24 protein-coding genes and 4 tRNA genes are annotated in these 21,247 nt (G+C 44.2%); 27 read left to right on the top strand and 1 reads right to left on the bottom strand.

Annotation, left to right across the window (positions count from 1 at the left end; all coding sequences use genetic code 11):
- Positions 1-21 precede the first annotated feature (21 nt).
- From CJD30_RS04015 to CJD30_RS04065, 11 genes are all read left to right on the top strand, one after another.
- Positions 22-480, top strand: coding sequence for an LPP20 family lipoprotein (locus CJD30_RS04015; protein ID WP_294916539.1), 459 nt, complete (start codon positions 22-24; stop codon positions 478-480).
- Positions 429-836, top strand: a complete 408-nt coding sequence (locus CJD30_RS04020; RefSeq protein ID WP_294916541.1) for a hypothetical protein — start codon at positions 429-431, stop codon at positions 834-836. The genes CJD30_RS04015 and CJD30_RS04020 overlap by 52 nt, the downstream gene beginning before the upstream one ends.
- 12 nt (positions 837-848) lie before the next feature.
- Positions 849-2,003 carry a sigma-54 dependent transcriptional regulator gene (locus CJD30_RS04025; protein WP_294916543.1) on the top strand — a complete coding sequence of 385 codons (1,155 nt, stop codon included), beginning with the start codon at positions 849-851 and terminating at the stop codon, positions 2,001-2,003.
- A gap of 87 nt (positions 2,004-2,090) precedes the next feature.
- Positions 2,091-3,119 (top strand): aspartate-semialdehyde dehydrogenase, encoded by a 1,029-nt coding sequence (locus CJD30_RS04030; protein WP_294916545.1) that lies wholly within the window; start codon positions 2,091-2,093, stop codon positions 3,117-3,119.
- 2 nt (positions 3,120-3,121) lie between these two features.
- Positions 3,122-3,649, top strand: a complete 528-nt coding sequence (locus CJD30_RS04035) for a YqhA family protein (protein ID WP_294916547.1) — start codon at positions 3,122-3,124, stop codon at positions 3,647-3,649.
- Between the two features lie 8 nt (positions 3,650-3,657).
- A complete protein-coding gene (gene hemE / locus CJD30_RS04040) occupies positions 3,658-4,701 on the top strand; it encodes a uroporphyrinogen decarboxylase (RefSeq protein WP_294916549.1) in 1,044 nt (347 codons plus the stop codon).
- Positions 4,702-4,703: 2 nt separating this feature from the next.
- Positions 4,704-5,642 (top strand): radical SAM protein, encoded by a 939-nt coding sequence (locus CJD30_RS04045; protein ID WP_294916551.1) that lies wholly within the window; start codon positions 4,704-4,706, stop codon positions 5,640-5,642.
- A 57-nt stretch (positions 5,643-5,699) separates the two neighbouring features.
- Positions 5,700-5,774 (top strand) — tRNA-Asn (locus CJD30_RS04050).
- 27 nt (positions 5,775-5,801) lie between these two features.
- A tRNA-Asn gene (locus CJD30_RS04055) sits at positions 5,802-5,876 on the top strand.
- Positions 5,877-5,903: 27 nt separating this feature from the next.
- Positions 5,904-5,978, top strand: a tRNA-Asn gene (locus CJD30_RS04060).
- A gap of 27 nt (positions 5,979-6,005) precedes the next feature.
- Positions 6,006-6,080: transfer RNA gene (locus CJD30_RS04065), tRNA-Asn, on the top strand.
- A 5-nt stretch (positions 6,081-6,085) separates the two neighbouring features.
- Here the strand turns inward: CJD30_RS04065 and CJD30_RS04070 are convergent.
- Complete coding sequence (locus CJD30_RS04070) at positions 6,086-6,490, bottom strand: hypothetical protein (RefSeq protein ID WP_294916553.1); 405 nt, start codon at positions 6,488-6,490, stop codon at positions 6,086-6,088.
- Between the two features lie 101 nt (positions 6,491-6,591).
- On the opposite strand from CJD30_RS04070, the gene rfbA reads away from it, so the two are divergent.
- Genes rfbA through CJD30_RS04150 form a run of 16 tightly spaced genes read left to right on the top strand, consistent with a single transcriptional unit; the run spans position 6,592 to position 21,246 of the window.
- Positions 6,592-7,482: a glucose-1-phosphate thymidylyltransferase RfbA gene (gene rfbA / locus CJD30_RS04075; RefSeq protein WP_294916555.1), complete on the top strand. Its 891-nt coding sequence runs from the start codon at positions 6,592-6,594 to the stop codon at positions 7,480-7,482.
- Positions 7,479-8,051 carry a dTDP-4-dehydrorhamnose 3,5-epimerase gene (rfbC, locus tag CJD30_RS04080; RefSeq protein ID WP_294916556.1) on the top strand — a complete coding sequence of 191 codons (573 nt, stop codon included), beginning with the start codon at positions 7,479-7,481 and terminating at the stop codon, positions 8,049-8,051. The genes rfbA and rfbC overlap by 4 nt, the downstream gene beginning before the upstream one ends.
- Positions 8,044-8,913, top strand: a complete 870-nt coding sequence (gene rfbD, locus CJD30_RS04085) for a dTDP-4-dehydrorhamnose reductase (protein WP_294916557.1) — start codon at positions 8,044-8,046, stop codon at positions 8,911-8,913. The genes rfbC and rfbD overlap by 8 nt, the downstream gene beginning before the upstream one ends.
- A complete protein-coding gene (rfbB, locus tag CJD30_RS04090; RefSeq protein ID WP_294916558.1) occupies positions 8,910-9,941 on the top strand; it encodes a dTDP-glucose 4,6-dehydratase in 1,032 nt (343 codons plus the stop codon). The genes rfbD and rfbB overlap by 4 nt, the downstream gene beginning before the upstream one ends.
- A complete protein-coding gene (gene galE, locus CJD30_RS04095; protein ID WP_294916561.1) occupies positions 9,942-10,973 on the top strand; it encodes a UDP-glucose 4-epimerase GalE in 1,032 nt (343 codons plus the stop codon). It begins immediately after the preceding gene.
- Between the two features lie 52 nt (positions 10,974-11,025).
- Positions 11,026-12,228 (top strand): methionine adenosyltransferase, encoded by a 1,203-nt coding sequence (gene metK / locus CJD30_RS04100; protein ID WP_294916563.1) that lies wholly within the window; start codon positions 11,026-11,028, stop codon positions 12,226-12,228.
- Positions 12,222-13,412, top strand: coding sequence for a UDP-N-acetylglucosamine 4,6-dehydratase (locus CJD30_RS04105; protein ID WP_294916616.1), 1,191 nt, complete (start codon positions 12,222-12,224; stop codon positions 13,410-13,412). The genes metK and CJD30_RS04105 overlap by 7 nt, the downstream gene beginning before the upstream one ends.
- Positions 13,412-14,554: a LegC family aminotransferase gene (locus CJD30_RS04110; RefSeq protein WP_294916565.1), complete on the top strand. Its 1,143-nt coding sequence runs from the start codon at positions 13,412-13,414 to the stop codon at positions 14,552-14,554. The genes CJD30_RS04105 and CJD30_RS04110 overlap by 1 nt, the downstream gene beginning before the upstream one ends.
- A complete protein-coding gene (locus CJD30_RS04115) occupies positions 14,551-15,132 on the top strand; it encodes an acetyltransferase (RefSeq protein WP_294916567.1) in 582 nt (193 codons plus the stop codon). Before CJD30_RS04110 ends, CJD30_RS04115 begins: the two co-directional genes overlap by 4 nt.
- Entirely contained in the window at positions 15,129-16,124 is a 996-nt protein-coding gene (neuB, locus tag CJD30_RS04120; RefSeq protein ID WP_294916570.1) for an N-acetylneuraminate synthase, read from the top strand. The genes CJD30_RS04115 and neuB overlap by 4 nt, the downstream gene beginning before the upstream one ends.
- On the top strand, positions 16,121-17,281 hold the full coding sequence (gene neuC, locus CJD30_RS04125; RefSeq protein ID WP_294916572.1) for a UDP-N-acetylglucosamine 2-epimerase: 1,161 nt from the start codon (positions 16,121-16,123) through the stop codon (positions 17,279-17,281). The genes neuB and neuC overlap by 4 nt, the downstream gene beginning before the upstream one ends.
- Positions 17,278-18,327, top strand: a complete 1,050-nt coding sequence (locus tag CJD30_RS04130; RefSeq protein ID WP_294916574.1) for a nucleotidyltransferase family protein — start codon at positions 17,278-17,280, stop codon at positions 18,325-18,327. The genes neuC and CJD30_RS04130 overlap by 4 nt, the downstream gene beginning before the upstream one ends.
- The gene (locus CJD30_RS04135) at positions 18,324-19,235 is read left to right on the top strand and encodes a Gfo/Idh/MocA family oxidoreductase (protein ID WP_294916575.1); all 912 of its coding nucleotides are present in this window, start codon (positions 18,324-18,326) and stop codon (positions 19,233-19,235) included. The genes CJD30_RS04130 and CJD30_RS04135 overlap by 4 nt, the downstream gene beginning before the upstream one ends.
- Entirely contained in the window at positions 19,228-19,929 is a 702-nt protein-coding gene (locus CJD30_RS04140; protein WP_294916577.1) for an acylneuraminate cytidylyltransferase family protein, read from the top strand. Before CJD30_RS04135 ends, CJD30_RS04140 begins: the two co-directional genes overlap by 8 nt.
- Positions 19,922-20,692 carry an oxidoreductase gene (locus tag CJD30_RS04145; RefSeq protein ID WP_294916579.1) on the top strand — a complete coding sequence of 257 codons (771 nt, stop codon included), beginning with the start codon at positions 19,922-19,924 and terminating at the stop codon, positions 20,690-20,692. The genes CJD30_RS04140 and CJD30_RS04145 overlap by 8 nt, the downstream gene beginning before the upstream one ends.
- Entirely contained in the window at positions 20,689-21,246 is a 558-nt protein-coding gene (locus CJD30_RS04150; RefSeq protein WP_294916581.1) for an acyltransferase, read from the top strand. Before CJD30_RS04145 ends, CJD30_RS04150 begins: the two co-directional genes overlap by 4 nt.
- The last annotated feature ends 1 nt before the right edge of the window (position 21,247 follow it).

Below are 21,247 nucleotides of genomic sequence, written 5' to 3' on the forward strand. Positions count from 1 at the left end.
TATTTACCCGAAGGAACCCTAATGCGAATCTCTGCTCTTCTTGCACTGTTTCTCACATTTCCCGCTCTTCATGCGGGACTCTTTTCAGTCGATGATTCTTCCGATACCAAAGTAAAATGTGTGTATAGCGGTACAGACGGCCACTGTGTCGAGCCTATTTTAAAATCTCAAAACGAACTTGTCATTACCGTCACAGGACAAGGCGTAGCCCCATCCGTCACCGCATCCCCTGCACAAGCATACGCATTGGCAAAACGGGCGGCAATGGCAGATGGCTACCGTCAAATTGCCGAGAGGGTAAAAGGGGTGCAAGTCGAAGGGCAAGACACCATTAAAAATATGATGTTGCAGCAATCCAGCACCAAAACATCGGTAGAAGCACTCGTTCGCGGAGCCAATATCACCAACACTTCATTTAAAGAGGGTCTGTGCGAAGTCGAAATGGAAATAGCCCTTTCATATTCACGCATCTTGCATTAATCGCGACACTCAGCTTTGGAGCTGATAACTATTACATAGGGTATCGCTTCACGGCAAAAAACACACAAGCTATCAATGAAAAACTCTCCATCTCCAAAGCGATGCAACCCTGTTCTAAAAAAACAGAGTTGCCCGCTCTTGTCCTACAACGTCATTCCAATGAATCGTTTGAATCGGTATTGGGACGTGAAGAGAACCAATTTTTAGAATTTGCAGCGGCCCAAGAACTTCGGGTCAAAAGCAATGAATCCTTTACTGCCCAACACATGGATATCCAAAACTCCCTTATCCTACCGACACGCTGCTATGCAGTCGAGTTTAATAATGAGTCTGTTACAATAACCGCAACTAAATAGGGCGGAGTATTTATGAAAATTGCAATTGTTGAAGATGATATCAATATGCGCAAATCGCTAGAAATAGCAATGGGCGACTATGACAAATATGAGATTCATACCTTCAAAAATGCTCGCGATGCCCTCAAAAAACTCGATGATAGTTTTGAAATGGTCATTAGTGACATAAATATGCCGGGAATGGACGGAATAGAGTTTGTCAAAACCCTGAACGGAAGATTTGAGGTTATTATCATTACCGGGAATGCGACACTAACACGGGCTATAGAATCGATACAGCTAGGTGTTAAAGATTTTCTCCTTAAACCCTTTGAGATAGAGACATTAGTCACTGCGATAGAGCGTACAGCAACTATTGCGAAAAAATCACCTAAAATGTTCCCGCAAGAGTGCCCTAAAAATGATAGTTTTTCAGGTTCTTCTCCGGCACTTGAGCAACTCTTAAATCGTGTTTCCAAAGCAGCTGTAACAGATGCAAGTATGATGCTATTGGGAGAAAGCGGGGTAGGAAAAGAGGTTTTTGCGCGCTACATACACGAAAGTTCACCTCGTATGTCCAAACCTTTTGTTGCCATTAACATGGCAGCCATTCCTGATAATTTGATCGAAAGTGAATTGTTCGGCTTTGAAAAAGGCTCTTTTACCGATGCAACAGAGGCTAAAATAGGACAATTTGAATTAGCGGAGGGGGGAACCCTCTTCCTCGATGAAATCGCCGAAATGCCTTATCCACTGCAAGCTAAATTACTACGCGTTTTGCAAGAACGTGAAATACGCCGTCTAGGTTCCTCTAAAAATACAAAAATCGATGTACGTATCATCACTGCTACCAATGCCAATCTCCATGAAAAAATACAAGATGGGAAATTTCGCGAAGACCTTTACTATCGTCTCAACACAATACCCATCCACATCCCGCCTCTTCGAGAACGTCGTGAAGAGATCCTCTCTATCGCCGAATCGGCGCTCGAGCGATATTGCGTTCAATACGGTTTTGAGAAAAAATGCTTCACTGCATCGGCACGCAATGCGCTTGAAAACTACAACTGGCCGGGGAATATTCGGGAGCTTATTTCCGTCGTCGAACGTTCAGCCATTTTAAGCACTTCTGAAAATATTGATACCGAAGATCTTTTTTTAGAAGCACGGGGATTAGGGAGAATTTAACTTTTAATCCACTAAAAGCCATCATTGGATATAATCGCGTAAAAATATTTACGGGTGAATCCATTCATCCCCAAGGAAAGCTCCCCAATGAAACGTTATAACGTTGCTATCGTCGGTGCCAGCGGTGCAGTCGGCGAAGAAATTTTACGCATTTTCGAAGAGATCGACTTCCCTCTAAACAAACTTGTCCCTTTGGCAAGTGCACGCAGTGCAGGTACAACGGTCACTTTTAACGATACTGATTTGATCATCAAAGAGCTCACTCCTACCGTATTTGATGAAGAAGAGATTGATATCGCACTTTTCAGCGCAGGCGGAAGCGTATCAGCTGAATTTGCCCCCTATGCAGCCAAAGCAGGAGCTGTGGTTATTGATAATACCAGCCATTTTAGAATGTTTCCCGACGTTCCGCTTGTCGTTCCGGAAGTGAACCCTGAAGATATTGCACAGTGGAAAAATACAGGAATCATCGCCAATCCGAACTGTTCTACTATCCAAATGGTACAAGCGCTCAAACCGCTGGATGAAGCGTACGATCTTCAACGTATCGATGTCAGTACCTATCAGGCAACATCGGGTGCGGGAAAAACCGCTATGGAAGAGTTGGTTGAACAAATGCAAGCTTTCTTTTCATTCACACTTGATGATGCAGAACCGAAGAAATTTCCACACCGTATCGCTCTCAACGCTATCCCGCAAATCGACTCTTTCACTGATAGCGGCTACACCAAAGAAGAGCTCAAAATGGTGAATGAAACCAAAAAAATCATGCACAAAGATATCGAAGTAAGTGCAACCTGTGTCCGTATCCCGACACTACGCGGTCATGCTGAAACACTGACACTTACATTTGACGGTGCGGTTGATGCGGATGAAGCACGCGAACTATTGCGCAAAGCACCGAATATCATCGTATTGGACGAACCAAAAGAGAGTATCTATCCGATGCCTTCATTATGTGTTGATCAAAATGAAACGTTTGTCGGGCGTATCCGCCGCGATCTTTATCGTGAAAATGTCTTACATCTTTGGGTTGTTGCCGACAACCTCCGTGTCGGTGCTGCAACCAATGCGGTACGTATCGCCCAAAAATGGGTAGAGATGCAAGGAGCATAACCATGAACTTCCTCGAAAAATTGTTCGAAAAAGTGTTGTGGAATTCTCGCTTTATGATCGTTCTAGCCGTTTTTTTCGGTTTGATAGGAGCGATTTTGCTGTTCGCCATTGCCAGTTTTGATGTATACAATACGGCTGCTTACGTTATCACTACCTACGCAACACACGCCCATCCTGAACATTTTCATGAAGAGGTTATCAGCGGGATTATCGGTGCTATCGATTTCTATCTAATCGGTGTCATCATGATTATCTTCTCATTCGGTGTCTATGAACTTTTTATCTCCGATATCGATCCAGCAAAAGATGAAAACGGCAAAGAAAACCAACTTTTGGCCGTCCACTCTCTTGATCAGTTGAAAGATAAAATATCAAAAGTTATTGTAATGGTTCTGGTCGTCGGTTTTTTCCAAAAAGTCGGACACACTCCATTCAACGGTGCGTTAGAACTCTTTTATCTCGCCCTCTCTATCACGGCGGTTGCCGTAGGACTTTACTTCTTGAGTAAAGTCGGACACCATGAGCACTAAGGAATACCATGTCTAAAATTTTCGTTGATGCCTGCTTTGGCAAAGAAACCCCTTATACTCCAGTATGGATGATGCGCCAAGCCGGACGCTATCTTCCTGAATACATGGAAGTACGCAAACGCGCCGGCAATTTTCTCAACCTCTGTCATGCACCCGATATGGCGGCAGAAGTAACGATTCAGCCCCTTGATCTTGTCGGTGTCGATGCAGCAATCTTGTTCAGCGATATTTTAGTCGTTCCTAATGAAATGGGGATGAAACTCGATTTCATAAAAGGTGAAGGACCCGTTTTCGAAAAACCGATCACTTCCGAAGAAGATCTCAATGAACTCATCGGCGATGAAGAAGCGGCATCAAAACTCACCTATGTTTATGAAACTATCCGTGTTTTGCGCCAACAGCTCGATGGTCGTGATGATAATAAAGCCCTTATCGGTTTCACAGGGGCACCATGGACGCTTGCGACCTATATGATCGAAGGACAAGGGACAAAAACCTATAACATCTGTAAGAAGATGATGTACTCCAACCCCGACTTGCTTCATAAAATCTTACGCAAAGTGACAGATGTCGTCAAACTCTATATGGAACACCAGATTGAGGCCGGCGTCGATGTTGTCCAAATTTTTGATAGCTGGGCAGCTGCTATTGAACCAAGTCGTTATGATGAGTTCTCTTGGAGCTATATGGTCGAAATTGCAGAATATCTCAAAGGCAAATACCCACATATTCCTGTCATAATGTTCCCAAAAGGAATTCCCGCATTTTTGGACAAAGTGTATGGAAACTTCGACGTATTCGGCGTCGATTGGAGCACTCCGATGGAATTGGCCAAAGAGAAGCTCGGAGATCGCTACGTGCTTCAAGGGAACATGGAGCCATGCCGACTGTATTCCAAAGAACAAACAACCGCATGTGTCGAAGCAATCCAAGAGATCATGGGTGGAAAACGCCACATTTTTAATCTCGGACACGGAATTCTCCCAGATGTTCCGGTTGAACATGCACGTCATTTCGTTCGTGAATGTCAACGTGTGAGCAAAAAAGCATAATCATGTCTACCATCTTCGGTCCGGTTCAATCACGCCGTTTCGGCGTATCGCTCGGGATCGATCTCTCCGCATCTACCAAACAATGTAACTTTGACTGTCTTTATTGTGAGTTAGCCCCCAAACGTGCCATGATGCACCAAGAGAGTATAACTCCCGTCGAAACCATTATTTCTGATTTAAAAGATGCTCTCTCCCATCACCCGACAATCGATGTAATCACCATCACCGCAAACGGCGAGCCGACGATGTATCCTCATCTGCACGAATTGATTCAACAAATCAATACGATCAAAGGAAATATCGAGACACTGATCCTCTCTAACAGTGCTTGTCTAAATGATCCTGCCGTTTTTGAAACCCTTTTAAAACTCGATCAGGTCAAATTATCGCTCGATGCCGCAACACCCGAAACATTCAAAAAAATCGACCGACCTGCTGAGGGGATCACAATCCAAACGATTATCGAAAGTATTGCTCAATTTTCACATGCGTTCAGTGGCAAACTTTTTTTAGAGATCCTCTTTGTCAAAGGGATCAATGATACACCAAACGAAGTCGACGCACTCAATCATGCGTTAAAGGGGATAAAGTGCGATCGTATTGATATCGGCAGCGTAGATCGTCCGCCCGCTTATCCGGTACAAGGTCTTAGTTTTGAAGAACTTTACAGTATCTCAAATCGTTTTGATCCCGTATTGCCTATCCATATCGTTTCTCGCAACCACGCATCAGCCACACCGAGTTCCTATACCGATGATGAGATTCTCACAACTCTCGATAAGCGACCTCTTACCATTGAAGACATTAACGTACTGTTCGATCCACCTTCCCAAGAGCGTTTCCATCGTCTTGTTGATGAGAAGAAAATTGCCCAAATTGAACGCTCAAACATCATTTTTTTCGTTCCAATTGAAAATTTTGATCGAAAACGATCAAAATGACTCTATTTTTATTGACATTCGCACCTTCATAACGTATAATTACGCCCTCATAAACATTCCGGATTAGCTCAGCGGTAGAGTAGGTGACTGTTAATCACTTGGTCGCTGGTTCGAATCCAGCATTCGGAGCCACTTATGATACTTTTTTACTTTTTACGTTCCGGATTAGCTCAGCGGTAGAGTAGGTGACTGTTAATCACTTGGTCGCTGGTTCGAATCCAGCATTCGGAGCCACTTATGATACTTTTTTACTTTTTACGTTCCGGATTAGCTCAGCGGTAGAGTAGGTGACTGTTAATCACTTGGTCGCTGGTTCGAATCCAGCATTCGGAGCCACTTATGATACTTTTTTACTTTTTACGTTCCGGATTAGCTCAGCGGTAGAGTAGGTGACTGTTAATCACTTGGTCGCTGGTTCGAATCCAGCATTCGGAGCCACTTCTTTAATTTTTTATTTTATTCGTCTCATTATCATAATGATCACATCGATAGTTTCTAAATCCTTCAACCATTCGAATAATATTTTTTATCGGTGTTGGATTGAAAAGCCGTCTAATTGAGTAATTATTGACACAATCTTCACATCGGTTTATGACACAATGTATCGCATCGCTCACCACTAAAACTGCCTGATTAGGATCTATTTGCAAAATATGTTCAATACATTGCTGACCGTTTTCAATCCCGTGATCGATAATCACAACATCAAATTTTTCTTTTTGAAACGCAATGAATACCTCACCTAACGTCAATGCGGTATCGACAATGCATTTGTCGATAGCCTCTTCGATTAATATCTTCCGTGTTTGGAGTTGAAACCCCGTTTGATCAATCATTAGTATTCTCATACGGTATTATCCTAAAAAATAGCATGATTATTAATTAAAACGACCTCTTATGTTTTTTTACTATAATATCAATAATAAATTTCTTGAAAGAGCGGGGTTGTATGAAAGGGATTATTTTAGCCGGTGGAAGCGGTACACGCCTTTACCCTATTACCAAAGGTGTTAGTAAACAACTTGTTCCTATCTACGACAAACCGATGATCTACTATCCCCTCTCTGTTCTGATGCTTGCCGGTATCCGTGAAGTTCTCATCATCTCTACACCGACCGATTTGCCGCGGTTTGAAGAGTTGTTGGGCGATGGAAATGACATCGGAATGTCTTTTTCCTATTGTGTCCAGCCCTCACCTGACGGGCTTGCGCAAGCGTTTATCTTAGGTGCTGATTTTATCGGTGATGAGGATGTATGTCTTGTACTCGGAGATAACATCTTTTACGGGCATGGGCTCACCAAAATGTTAGCCCAATCCATTCGCAATGTCACCGAAGAAAAAAAAGCGACCGTTTTCGGCTACTGGGTCAAAGATCCGGAACGCTATGGTGTCGCGGAGTTTGATTCTGAGGGCAATGTCCTCTCTATCGAAGAAAAACCGTCTCAACCAAAAAGTTCTTATGCCGTTGTGGGTCTTTATTTTTATCCTAACAGCGTGGTTGAAATCGCCAAAAACGTCAAACCGAGTGATCGCGGTGAATTGGAAATCACCACCGTCAACCAAACCTATCTTGCCCAAAATGCACTCAAAGTAGAGCTCATGGGACGCGGTTATGCGTGGCTTGATACGGGGACACATGAATCGTTGCTCGAAGCGAGCCTCTTTATTCAAACCATCGAAAATCGCCAAGGGCTAAAAGTGGCTTGTATCGAAGAAATTGCTTACGAGATGGGATATATCAGCAAAGAAAAATTGCTTGAATTGGCACAACCTCTTTCCAAAAATCAATACGGGCAATATTTGATCCGTCGTGCCAATGAGGGGAAAACGATTCGATGAATTTTACCCGTACTGCCATATCAGATGTTATTATCATCGATCCAGTCATTCATGGAGATGAGAGGGGCTATTTCGTCGAAACATTTCGTAAAGACAAGCTCAGCGAATTTTTAGGCTACAACATCCCCTTTTGCCAAGATAATGAATCCAAATCTTCGTACGGCGTTTTACGCGGGCTACACTATCAACTCCCTCCACTTGCGCAAACCAAATTGGTACGGGTAATCGAAGGTGAAGTGCTTGACGTCGCCGTCGATATCCGTGAAGGTTCTCCAACCTTTGGTCAGCATGTAGCCGTAAAACTCAGTGGTGAGAATAAACGCCAGTTGCTAATCCCTAGAGGATTTGCTCACGGTTTTGTCGTACTCAGCGAGACATGTACATTCGCTTACAAAGTAGACAATTACTACAGTCCTGAGTGTGATCGCGGCATTGCTTTTGATGATCCTTCATTGGGTATCGATTGGATCGTAGAAAAAGTGCATCTACAACTCTCCACCAAAGATACCAAACAGCCTTTACTCAATGCTGCAGATCTATTTGATTTTGGAACAAACCAATATGAATAACATATTAGTTACCGGTACCAACGGTCAGCTTGGGCATGAGATTCAAAACCTCTCTCTAAAGTATCCGCACTATAGCTTTACGTTCACCGATCGCACGGCCCTTGATCTTTCCGATCTTAGAGCAACGGAAGATTTTTTCAAAGGTAAACGATTTGACGCAATCATCAATTGTGCCGCTTATACCGCCGTCGATAAAGCTGAATCGGAAGATGAACTTGCCGATACGATCAACCATCGGTTTGTCTCGATGCTCGCCAAGATCGCTAAACGTGATGATTCTAAACTGATTCATATCTCTACCGACTACGTTTTCAACGGACAAAGCCACCGCCCTTATATCGAAAATGACCCCACCGAGCCACAAGGGATCTACGGAAAAACAAAGTGTGCGGGGGAAAAAGCCATTTTGGAGATTTCTCCGAAAAATACCATCATTCTCCGCACCTCATGGGTCTACTCTGCGTATGGCAATAACTTTGTCAAAACGATGCTCCGTTTAGGTCGTGAACGCAATTCTTTAGGAGTTATTTTCGACCAAGTGGGAACCCCGACGTATGCTCGTGACCTTGCATCGGTGATTTTAGAGATTATCCCAAAGATCGACAACCAAGCACCTGAACTTTATCACTATTCTAATGAAGGAGTTGCGAGTTGGTATGACTTTGCCAAAGCAATCTTTGAACTCTCCGGCATCACATGCGAAGTCAACCCGATCAATACCGATCAATACCCTACCCCTGCTTCCCGCCCCCATTACAGTGTTCTGAACAAATCAAAAATCAAAAATGATTTTAACCTCACCATAGCCTATTGGAGAGACAGTTTACAATCATGCTTAAAAGCGTTAGGAGAGAATGAATGAAATCATTATTAGTCACCGGTTGTGCAGGATTCATCGGAAGCAATTTCGTCCCCTACTTTTTGGAGAAATACCCCGACTATACCATCATCAATCTCGACTTATTGACCTATGCGGGAAATATGGAAAACCTTGTAGAAGTAGCTAACAATGAGCGCCATATCTTTGTCCAAGGGGATATTTGTGACAGAGCACTCATCGAATCGTTGTTCTCTCAACACGATATTCGCGGGGTGATCCATTTCGCTGCCGAGTCTCACGTCGATAACTCGATCAAAAATCCGGGCGTATTTATCCAAACCAACGTCAACGGCACCTTTACCCTTATTGATGTAGCCTACAAGACATGGATGGAGAAACCGTTTGTGTATAAAGCAGGATATGAGGAGTGCCGTTTTCATCATATCAGCACTGATGAAGTATACGGCACCCTCAGCGATGATCCAAGCGATTTATTTACCGAATCAACCCCCTATGCTCCTAACAGCCCCTACAGTGCTTCCAAAGCGGGATCCGATATGATCGTACGCTCTTATCATCACACCTATGGGATGAATACCGTTATTACCAACTGTTCCAACAATTACGGACCCAAGCAGCACAATGAAAAGCTAATCCCGACCGTCATCCGCAAAGCACTCTCAGGAGAAAATATCCCCGTTTACGGAGATGGTAAAAATATCCGTGACTGGCTCTATGTCTTAGACCACTGCAAAGGGATTGATCTGGTTTATCATACCGGACGAAGCGGCGAGGTGTACAATATCGGCGGACGTAATGAGCGCAATAACAATCAAATCGTCGATCGTATCTGTACACTCCTTGATACGATGCAGCCCCGCGACAGCGGCACAAGCTATAAAGAGTTGATTACCTATGTCGAAGACCGAGCAGGACATGACCGACGCTACGCCATCAACGCGACAAAAATCGAAACAGAACTGGGGTGGAGTGCTGATGAAAACTTTGATACCGGAATTGTAAAAACAATAGAGTGGTATTTGAAAAAATATGCTCCAAAGGCTTCATAAATGCATATTTTAGTCACTGGTGGAGCAGGATATATCGGGAGTCATGTTGTTAAACAGCTTCTCGAAGAGACCGAACATGATGTAACTATTATCGATAATCTCTCGACAGGACATCAAAGTACCCTAGATACCCTTGAATCCATTGCTCTTGAATCCAAACATGGAGATCTCCGTTTTTATCATGCTGATCTCTCCGATTTTGCGAGTATAGAAAAAATATTTTTAACAAACCGTTTTGATGCACTCATGCACTTCGCCGCATCAATTGTCGTCCCCGAATCGGTTGAAAACCCTCTTAAATATTATATGAACAATACACTCAATACCACTAATCTGATCCGGTTGTGCACTGAATACAAAGTCGGAAAATTTATCTTTTCCTCCACTGCCGCAATTTACGGTGAACCGACCGAAATACCGGTAAAAGAAGCAACAGTGGCAAACCCTATTAATCCTTACGGTATGAGTAAACTGATGAGTGAGCGGGTATTGCAAGACACTGCCGCCGCTAACCCCGATTTTAATTTTATCATTCTACGCTACTTTAATGTGGCCGGTGCTGATGTACGAAACCGTATCGGGCAAAGCTTTCCCAATGCAACCCACCTGATAAAAGTTGCTGCACAAACTGCATTAGGCTATCGAGATAAAATCTACATATTCGGCACTGATTATGATACATCTGACGGTTCTTGTATCCGTGATTATATTCATGTTGATGATCTTGCTTCAGCGCATCTGAAAGCATTAAAATATTTATCTCAGGGAAATAAAGGTATTATTCTCAATTGTGGATACGGTCATGGGTTTAGTGTTTATGAGGTAATAGATACTATGAAAAAAATAAGTGGCATCGATTTTTCGGTAAAAATTTCACCACGTCGTAGCGGTGATCCAGCTTTACTCATTTCAGATTGCACTAACATCAAAAAAATTCTCGACTGGATTCCTCAATATGATGATTTAAATCTGATTTGTCAAACAGCTTTTGAATGGGAAAAAAAAACACTTCATCTTTCTAAGAAAATTTAGTTTCATATTTTATTAGTGTTACCCTCAATATAAATCAAGGAAACAGCAGTTTATGTACCTTTTTACCTCAGAAGTCGTCTCTCCAGGGCATCCCGATAAATGCGCCGATATCATTGCCGACAGTATCGTTGATCGTCTCATCATCGGTGATCCGAAAAGCCGTGTTGCGAGCGAAGTTTTCGTAGCGGGAAAACATGTCGTTATCGGGGGAGAAGTTACCTCGAAAGTAGAGCTTAGCACCAAAGAGTATAAACATATCGCCCTCGAAGCACTCAAAAAAATCGGCTACAACGGACATCCGCACTTCACTCGCGATGAGTGTCTCCATCCTGAGGATGTGGAAGTTCAAGTTCTCTTGAACCGTCAATCTCCCGATATCAACCAAGGGGTTGACCAAGAAGACGGAGAAACCGGTGCCGGAGATCAGGGGATCATGTTCGGATATGCCGATTGTGAAACCGCCAACTACATGCCAAGTGCTATTACCTATGCCAGAATGCTCATGGAAAAAGTATACCACTACGCATTGGCACATCCGCATAAACTCGGTGTCGATATCAAAACCCAAGTGACCATGGATTACGGATGCAAAGACAACTTTGAAATTTGCAATCCTCAATCGATCCATACCATCGTTGTCTCCGCACCATGCGTCAACACAATGAGTATCGAGCAAGTACGCGAACTCATTATGGAGCTAATCCTTGATACAGGGTTACCGACCAATCTTTTTGATCCAAAAAACTGTATTATCCACATCAATCCGACCGGTAAATATGTCTCTCACTCGAGTCTCCATGACAGCGGATTGACAGGACGTAAACTCATCGTTGATAGTTTTGGCGGATACGCTCCGATCGGTGGTGGTGCCCAAAGCTCCAAAGACTACACCAAAGTGGATCGATCAGGTCTCTATGCGGGACGCTGGATCGCGAAACATATCGTGTCAGCAGGGTTAGCTAAAAAAGCAATCGTTCAGATCAGCTACGCCATTGGGGTTGCGAAACCGACTTCTGTCGCTGTCGATACCTGCGGTACATGTATTGATGGATTGAATGACGATATTCTTTCGGCTTTCGTTCATGACAACTTTGCCCTCACCCCAAACTGGATTACCCGCAAATTTGATCTTGATCACCCAAGCGAAGAGACGTTTCTCTATGCCGATGTCGCCTCTCGCGGTCAAGTCGGTCAAAGCGATTACCCGTGGGAAAAATTGGATGAATTGGATAAATTTGAAGGATTAAAATCTTGAACATACTGCCATTGATCGGTCGAGAAAAAGAACTCTTTGTCGACGATATTAATGCTTATGCGCAGAAACTTTCCGATACAGTCTCCACATCATCGTTTCTTGTGATCGGCGGAGCCGGCTCGATCGGCCAAGCCGTCACCAAAGAGATTTTCAAACGCAATCCTCGTAAACTCCACGTCGTCGATATCAGTGAAAACAATATGGTTGAATTGGTGCGCGATATTCGGAGTTCCTTTGGATACATCGACGGTGACTTTCAAACTTTTGCCCTCGACATCGGATCCGTCGAATACGATGCTTTTATCGCAGCTGACGGAGAGTACGACTATGTTTTAAATCTCTCTGCTCTCAAGCATGTACGGAGTGAAAAAGACCCTTTCACACTCATGCGGATGATTGATGTCAATATCTTCAATACCGATAAAACATTGCATCAATCGATCGCTAAGGGTGCAAAAAAATATTTTTGTGTCTCTACCGACAAAGCGGCCAATCCAGTCAATATGATGGGGGCGAGCAAGCGGATCATGGAGATGTTTTTGATGCGCCGAAGCCGCGACATCACCATCTCAACTGCCCGGTTTGCGAATGTTGCATTCAGCGACGGATCACTTTTACACGGATTTAACCAGCGGATTCAAAAACGTCAGCCGATTGTTGCTCCAAACGACATCAAACGCTACTTTGTTACTCCTCAGGAGTCAGGTGAACTGTGCCTGATGTCATGTATTTTCGGTGAAAACCGCGACATCTTTTTTCCAAAACTGAGTGAGGCGCTTCATCTCATCACATTCGCCAATATCGCCGTCAAATATCTCAAGAACCTGGGGTATACACCCTATCTATGCGACAGTGAAGACGAAGCCAGAGAGCTCTCTAAAACCCTTCCCGATCAAGGACAATGGCCATGTCTTTTCACGACTAGCGATACAACGGGAGAAAAAGATTTCGAAGAGTTTTTTACCGATAACGAAACCCTTGATATGGAACGGTTTCATAATCTGGGAGTGATCAAGAATGATCCGATCTACGATGAATCGCAACTCAACCGCTTTACCGAAACAATCAATCAAATGAAAGCCGATAAGCAATGGACAAAAGATCAAATTGTTGCACTATTTTTTGAGATGATCCCTGATTTTGGTCACAAAGAAACCGGAAAATATCTCGACGGAAAAATGTGATGGATTTTGATGCCATAACAAACTTTATAAAAAAGACGTTTCACACCGAAACGTTTCTACCCCTTCATGAGCCCCGTTTTATCGGTAATGAAAAAAATTACCTCAATGAGTGTATCGATTCCACATTTGTCTCCAGCGTCGGTCCCTTTGTAGATCGGTTCGAAAAAGAATTCGCTACCTACGTAGGATCAAAATACGCTGTAGCTACCGTGAACGGAACGGCTGCACTTCATATTTCGCTCCTTTTGGCAGGTGTCGAACAAGGCAATGAAGTGATTACCCAACCTCTCACCTTTATCGCCACAGCAAATGCCATCAGCTATATCGGGGCAAAACCTGTTTTTGTCGATGTCGACCGAGACACGATGGGGCTCTCTCCCGAGTCACTGAAAACATTTTTAGAGACGCACTGTAATATTGTGGATAATCGCTGCATCAACACGACAACCCAAAAGGTGATCAAAGCGTGTGTCCCGATGCATACCTTCGGTCATCCGTGTCGGATCGATGAAATCAAAGTACTTTGTGATCAATGGCATATCACACTAGTCGAAGATGCCGCCGAATCTCTCGGAAGCACGTACAAAGAGCGACACACCGGTACTTTTGGAATATTGGGAGCATTTAGTTTCAACGGCAATAAAATCATCACCAGCGGCGGCGGTGGAGTGATCGTCACCGATAATGAACAATTGGCTGCACGAGCCAAACATCTCACCACCACGGCCAAAACTCCCCATCGTTGGGAGTATGTCCACGATGAGATCGGCTACAACTACCGTCTCCCCAATATCAATGCGGCACTCTTATGTGCCCAAATGGAAACGTTAGACCTATTTTTAGAAAATAAGCGCCTTTTGACAAATGAATACGGGTCATTTTTCGATACAACGCCTATCAATCATGTCCGTGAACCGATAAATGCACGATCAAATTATTGGCTTCAAACACTGATCCTAAATAATAAAGATGAGCAAGAAGCTTTTTTAGCGTACACCAATGATCATGGAGTCATGACCCGTCCGATCTGGAGATTGATGAACAAACTGGAGATGTTTAAAGAGTGTCAATGCAGCGATTTGAGTAATGCTCTCTGGCTTGAAGAGCGGGTCGTGAATATTCCCAGCGGAGTGCGTCTATGAAACCGAAACTACTCCTCATCGGCGGCGGCGGTCATTGCCGATCACTGATCGACGTTATCGAAGCAGAAGGAAAATATGAAATCGGAGGGATTCTCGATATTCCTGAGCGAATCGGTGAAAAAGTCCTCGGATATCCTATCATAGGGTCCAATAATGATCTTGAAAACCTGTTTGGCACCTTTACACATGCACTGATCACCTTTGGTCAAATCAAATCTCCCGATTCACGAATCGCGATGTATGAACGATTAAAGGGTATCGGGTATACCCTTCCTACCATTATCTCTCCCAGAGCATATGTTTCCAAACACGCCCGCATCGGCGAGGGGAATGTCATCCTCCATGATGCGCTTATCAATGCAAATGCCACCATCAGCGACAACTGCATCATCAATAGCAAAGCCCTCATCGAACACGATTGCGTTGTCGAAAGTCACTGTCATATCTCCACAGGAGCGATACTCAACGGAGGATGCACCCTCAAAGAGGGGAGCTTTTTCGGAAGCAACGCCGTGTCCAAAGAGGCTATCACCATCGAAGAGGGCTCTTTTATCAAAGCGGGAAGTATCGCCAAATGAGTATTTTCATCATTGCCGAAGCGGGTGTCAACCACAACGGGTCTTTGGAGATTGCCAAAGAACTCATCGATGTAGCCGTACAATCAGGTGCAGATGCGGTGAAGTTTCAAACGTTCAAAGCCGATAAACTCGTTTCCAAAACAGCCCAAAAAGCCTCTTATCAAAAACAAACGACCGATGCGGACGAATCCCAATATGCCATGATCAAAAAACTGGAGTTGGATGAGAAGGCACACCATGAACTCATTGAGTATTGCGCACAAGAAAACATTCTGTTTCTCTCCACCCCTTTTGACCATGAGAGTATCGATTTATTAGCCAATCTGGGGATGGAGATTTTCAAAATTCCCAGTGGAGAAATCACCAACCTCCCCTATCTCCGGCACATCGGTTCGCTTAAAAAAGAGGTGATCCTCTCTACAGGGATGGCAACGCTCGATGAAATCGATCAGGCACTTCGTGTATTGACAAGCGCAGGAACAGCAAAAGAGCACCTCATCGTATTACACGCAACAACCGAATATCCTTGCCCGATGGAAGAGGTCAATCTGCGTGCGATGCAGACCATACGGGACACCTTTGGTATACGGGTAGGATATTCCGATCATACGCGTGGTATTGAAGTCCCGATAGCTGCTGCTGCTATGGGTGCGAGTGTAATCGAAAAGCACTTTACCCTCAATAGAGAAATGGAAGGACCCGATCACAAAGCGAGTTTGGAACCTAATGAGTTGATTTCGATGGTTCACGCTATCCGAAACATCGAAAAAGCATTAGGTGATGGGATCAAGCGCCCCTCGCCAAGTGAACTCAAAAACATCCCTATTGCTCGAAAAAGCATCGTTGCTTCCCGTACGATTACCAAGGGAGAGCGTTTGAGTGAGGAGAACATCACCATCAAACGTCCCGGAAACGGAATCAGCCCCATGCGTTACGATGAGATTATCGGCACTGTCGCATCCAAAAACTATGTCGAAGATGAGGCGATATGAGAAAAATATGCGTCATTACCGGAACCCGCGCGGAATACGGTCTGCTTTGCTATCTGATGCGCTTCATCGAAGCCGATCCTGAACTCGAACTTCAGATTATCGTGACAGGAATGCATCTGAGCCCCGAATTCGGACTCACCTACAAAGAGATTGAAAAAGAGTTTACCATCACCAAAAAAATCGAAATACTCCTCTCCAGCGATACCTCGGTGGGGATTTCCAAATCAATGGGATTGGCTCAAATCTCGTTTGCGGAGTGTTTTGAAGAGCTCAAACCCGATCTTATCGTTGTGCTTGGGGATAGATACGAAATATTCAGTGCCGCAAGTGCTGCGATGATCGCACGTATCCCTATCGCTCATCTGCACGGAGGGGAAACAACAGAGGGGGCGTTCGATGAATCGATCCGCCATAGCATCACCAAAATGGCACATCTGCATTTTACCGCCGCTGAAGCATACCGTGATCGGGTCATTCAACTCGGAGAACATCCGGAGAGAGTCTTTAATGTCGGAGGGATGGGGATCGATGCGATCAAAAGGATCACTCTCTTGGAGAAATCCGAATTGGAAAAGAGTATCAACTTTACCTTCGGGACCAAAAATCTCCTCGTAACCTTCCATCCCGTTACATTGGAAACCCATACGGCAACAGAACAGTTTCAAGCACTGTTAGATGCTTTGGATACCCTCGAAGATACCCATATAATCTTTACCAAAGCCAATAGCGATACCGATGGACGCGCTATCAATGCCATGATCGACACCTACACAGCACACCATATCTCCAACACTATCGCATTCGCTTCTATGGGGCAACTGCGTTATTTGAGTGCGTTACAGTTTGTCGATGCGGTAGTTGGAAACAGTTCCAGCGGTCTGCTCGAAGCGCCAAGCTTTCATATCGGTACGATCAATATCGGTGATCGTCAAAAGGGGCGGCTAAAAGCCCTCAGCGTAATCGATTGTAAACCAACGCAAGAAGCAATCTGTGAAAGTTTAGCAAAACTCTATACCCCTGAATTTCAACAGCAACTTTTCACGCTCCAAAACCCTTACGGCGAAGGGGGAGCAGTTGAGCAAATCATTCAGATCCTCAAAAGCACCCCTTTGGATGATCTGCTCAAAAAATCATTTTATGATAGAGGACTTTCATGAAACCGATAGATGCCATTAAACTCTCGTTAACCTCTACGATCCGAGACGCTTTGCAAATCATCAACAACGGTGCGATGCAAATGGCGGTTGTCGTCGATTCAGAGGGGAAACTTTTGGGGACTATCACTGATGGCGATATACGTCGCGGACTGTTGAACAATCTGCGTCTTGAAGATAGCGTTGAAACGATACTCCATACCACGCCGACCGTAGCAACGCTCAGCGATACGAAAGAGGAGATCCTCCAAAAAGCGCTCACAAAAAAACTGCATCAAATTCCGATCATCGATGAAGAATACCGTGTTTTAGGGATACAAGAGATCAACGATCTCATCAAACCCCCAACCAAGCCTAATATGGTCGTACTGATGGTGGGAGGATTGGGAAGCCGCCTTCGACCGCTCACCGAAAATACCCCAAAACCGATGCTCAAAGTCGGAAACAAACCGATACTGCAAACCATAGTAGAGAAATTTGCCGAATACGGATTTAACGAAATTGTCCTATGCGTCAACTATAAATCGCACATCATCCAAGATTATTTCGGGGACGGAAGCGCCTTTGGGGTGAATATCACCTATATCTTTGAAGAGGAGCGGATGGGAACGGCAGGAGCACTCAGCCTTCTTACAACCCTCCCGAATGAGCCTTTTTTCGTGATGAACGGCGATTTGCTCACCAATATCAATTTTGAACATCTATACAACTACCATCTCTCTCAAAACGCCATGGCGACAATGTGTGTCCGTGAATACGATTTTCAAGTCCCTTATGGCGTTGTCAACATGGAGGGGAACGCCATCCTCTCCATTGAGGAAAAGCCTCTCCATAAATTCTTTGTGAGTGCAGGGATCTATATGCTTGATCCGGAGGTCATCCAATACATCCCGAAAAACCAATTTTACGACATGCCAACCCTATTTGAAACCCTTATTAAAAAGGAGCAAAAAGCGATCTCTTTTCCGATACGGGAATATTGGCTAGATATCGGTCAGATGGAGGAGTACGAACGGGCCAATCAAGAGTATGCGGGTGTGTTTCAGTGAAAGCACTCATTGTCGGATACGGTTCTATCGGTCAACGGCACTATGATGTCCTCTCCTCGATGAGAGTTTTTGATGCAATTCATGTCGTCACTTCTCAAATGCTTCAAGACATCACGACATTCAAAACGTTGGAATCGGTTTGCGATATTAAGAGCTATGATTATTTCGTGATTGCATCGGAAACCAATAAACACCTTTCTCAGCTCATCTATCTGGATACGCACGTCAAAAATAAAACGATTTTATGCGAAAAACCCATTTTTGATACATACCAAAACACCCAACTCCCGAATAACGCTATTTATGTCGGTTACGTGTTGCGTTTTCATCCGATTTTTGAGCAGCTCAAATCCCTTTTGGGTACCGAAACTCCGATCGCCGTATCGATTAGGGCAGGCTCCTACCTCCCCTCATGGAGACCGCAAAGAGATTATCGTACCCTCTACAGCGCATCCAAGGAACAGGGGGGTGGCGTGTTGCTCGATCTGAGCCACGAAATCGATTATGCCCAGTGGCTCTTCGGTCCCCTCTCCCTCCTCGGTGCGTATCAAAGCAAAATTTCCGATTTAGAGATCGATTCGGATGACATTACCGTTATAACGGCACAAACATCCCATAACGCATCGATCACCATTACTTTGGATTACATCAGTAAAATTCCCCTTCGTGAGATCGTTATCCATACGAATACCCAGACCCTCATTGTCGATATGATTGCAAACACGTTAAAAATCGGAGCCCTTGATGGGGAAATTGAAACGATTACCTTAGAGCCGTTTGAGCGCAATGAACTTTTTATCAAAATGCACCACTCTGCACTAAGCGACAAAACCGATCTATGCACACTGAGCGAAGGGCTGAGTGTCATGAAAACCATCACCGATATTCAGGAACACCATCATGGCTAAAGTTTTATGTACGATATGCGCACGCGGAGGGTCAAAAGGGGTTAAAAACAAAAACATCAAACTCCTGGGCGGCAAACCCCTCATCGCTTACACCATCGAGCAGGCCGCTCAGTCGGGACTGTTTGAACACATCGTTATCAGTACCGATTCGGATGCGATAGCACAGTGCGCACAGGAATACGGTGCTGAAGTTTTTTTCAAACGTTCAGCAGAGATGGCATCCGATACTGCCGGAAAACTCGATGTCATCCGCGATGCGTTCAAACGCTCTGAAGAGTATTACGGTTGCACATTTGATACCTTGATCGATCTGGATGCCACCGCACCCCTTCGCAGTGTTCAAGACATTGTTGATTCCTACAGACAGTTTCTGCGAGATGATAACGACAATCTCATCACTGCCATGCCCTCTCGCCGAAGCCCCTATTTTAATCTCGTCGAAGTAGATGCTTCAGGAAAGGTAGCGTTATCGAAAAAGCTCTCTGATGGTGTCGTACGCCGACAAGATGCCCCAAAAAGCTACGATATGAATGCCTCCATCTATATTTGGAAACGGGATGTCATTTTAAATGAGAACACACTGTTTCTCGAAAAAACAGGCTTATATGTGATGCCGGAAGAACGTTCTATCGACATCGATACGGAACTCGATTTTGAGTTTGTCGAATTTTTGATGAGGAAGCAGAATGATTAAAAACCACGTAGTCGTCATTACCGGTGGAGCGGGACTGATCGGAAAAGAGTTTGTAAAAGCAGTCGTGGCCAATAACGGAATCGCGATCATCGCCGATATTAATGAACAAATCGGCAACCGTGTGAAAGAGGAACTATCACTAGAGTTACAAACCAATGCTATCGATTTTATAGCATTGGATATCACCTCCAAAGAGTCTCTCAATACCGCAATAGCGTATTTACACGACACATACGGCAAAGTCGATGCATTGGTTAACAACGCCTATCCGCGCAATAAAAACTATGGAAAACACTTTTTTGAAGTTGAATATGCCGATTTTTGCGAAAATCTCAATCTCAATCTCGGCGGCTATTTTTTAGCAAGTCAGCAGTTCGCCCTCTACTTTCAAAAACAAGGCTTTGGAAACATCATCAACATCTCCTCTATTTACGGTGTTATCGCTCCAAAATTTGAAGTCTACGACAATACTCCAATGAGTATGCCGGTTGAATATGCCGCGATCAAATCGGCACTCCTTATGCTGACGCAATATATGGCAAAATATTTCAAAGGGATGAATATTCGAGTCAATGCAATCAGCCCAGGCGGTATTTTCGATCATCAGCTGGAGCCTTTTTTAGAGAGCTACAAAAAGCAGTGCCTTAACAAAGGGATGCTTGATAAAAGCGATTTACAGGGGACGCTCGTCTATTTGCTCAGTGACATGAGTCGATACGTCAACGGTCAAAATATTATTGTGGATGATGGATTTAGTCTATGATACAAGAGATCGTTTCCAAATATCGCTTTGACAAAAAGAGTGATCGCATCGGTCCGGATTGTCCGTTTACCCATTGGAAGCTTTATTTTAAATCGTCTATGGTGACTCTGTGCCAACAAAAATTTGCTCATTTTGGAGTCAATGCAGAGTTTCGCCCCGGAGCATACGCTATTTGCTGCAGTAAGATCTTTATCGGAGACAATGTCGTTATCCGCCCGGGAACAATGCTTTTTGCTGATCCCAGAGAAGGGGAAAGCGGCTCGATCACCATCGAAGAGAATGTCATGATCGGATCTGGGGTTCATATGTATGTTCATAACCATCGGTTTGATAAGCCGAATCTTCCGATCATTGCTCAGGGTCACTATCCCTCAGAATCGATCACTTTGAAAAAAGGCTCTTGGATCGGAGCCAATGCAATCATCCTTCCCGGTGTCACCATCGGTGAAAACAGTGTTATCGGTGCAGGAAGTATTGTTACCCATGATATTCCCCCTTTTTCAGTTGCGGTAGGTTCACCCGCGCGCGTTGTCAAAAAAACCACGGAAAAGTAAA

Origin of the sequence: Sulfuricurvum sp. PD_MW2 (assembly GCF_002633015.1) — a bacterium.
Lineage (GTDB): Bacteria > Campylobacterota > Campylobacteria > Campylobacterales > Sulfurimonadaceae > Sulfuricurvum.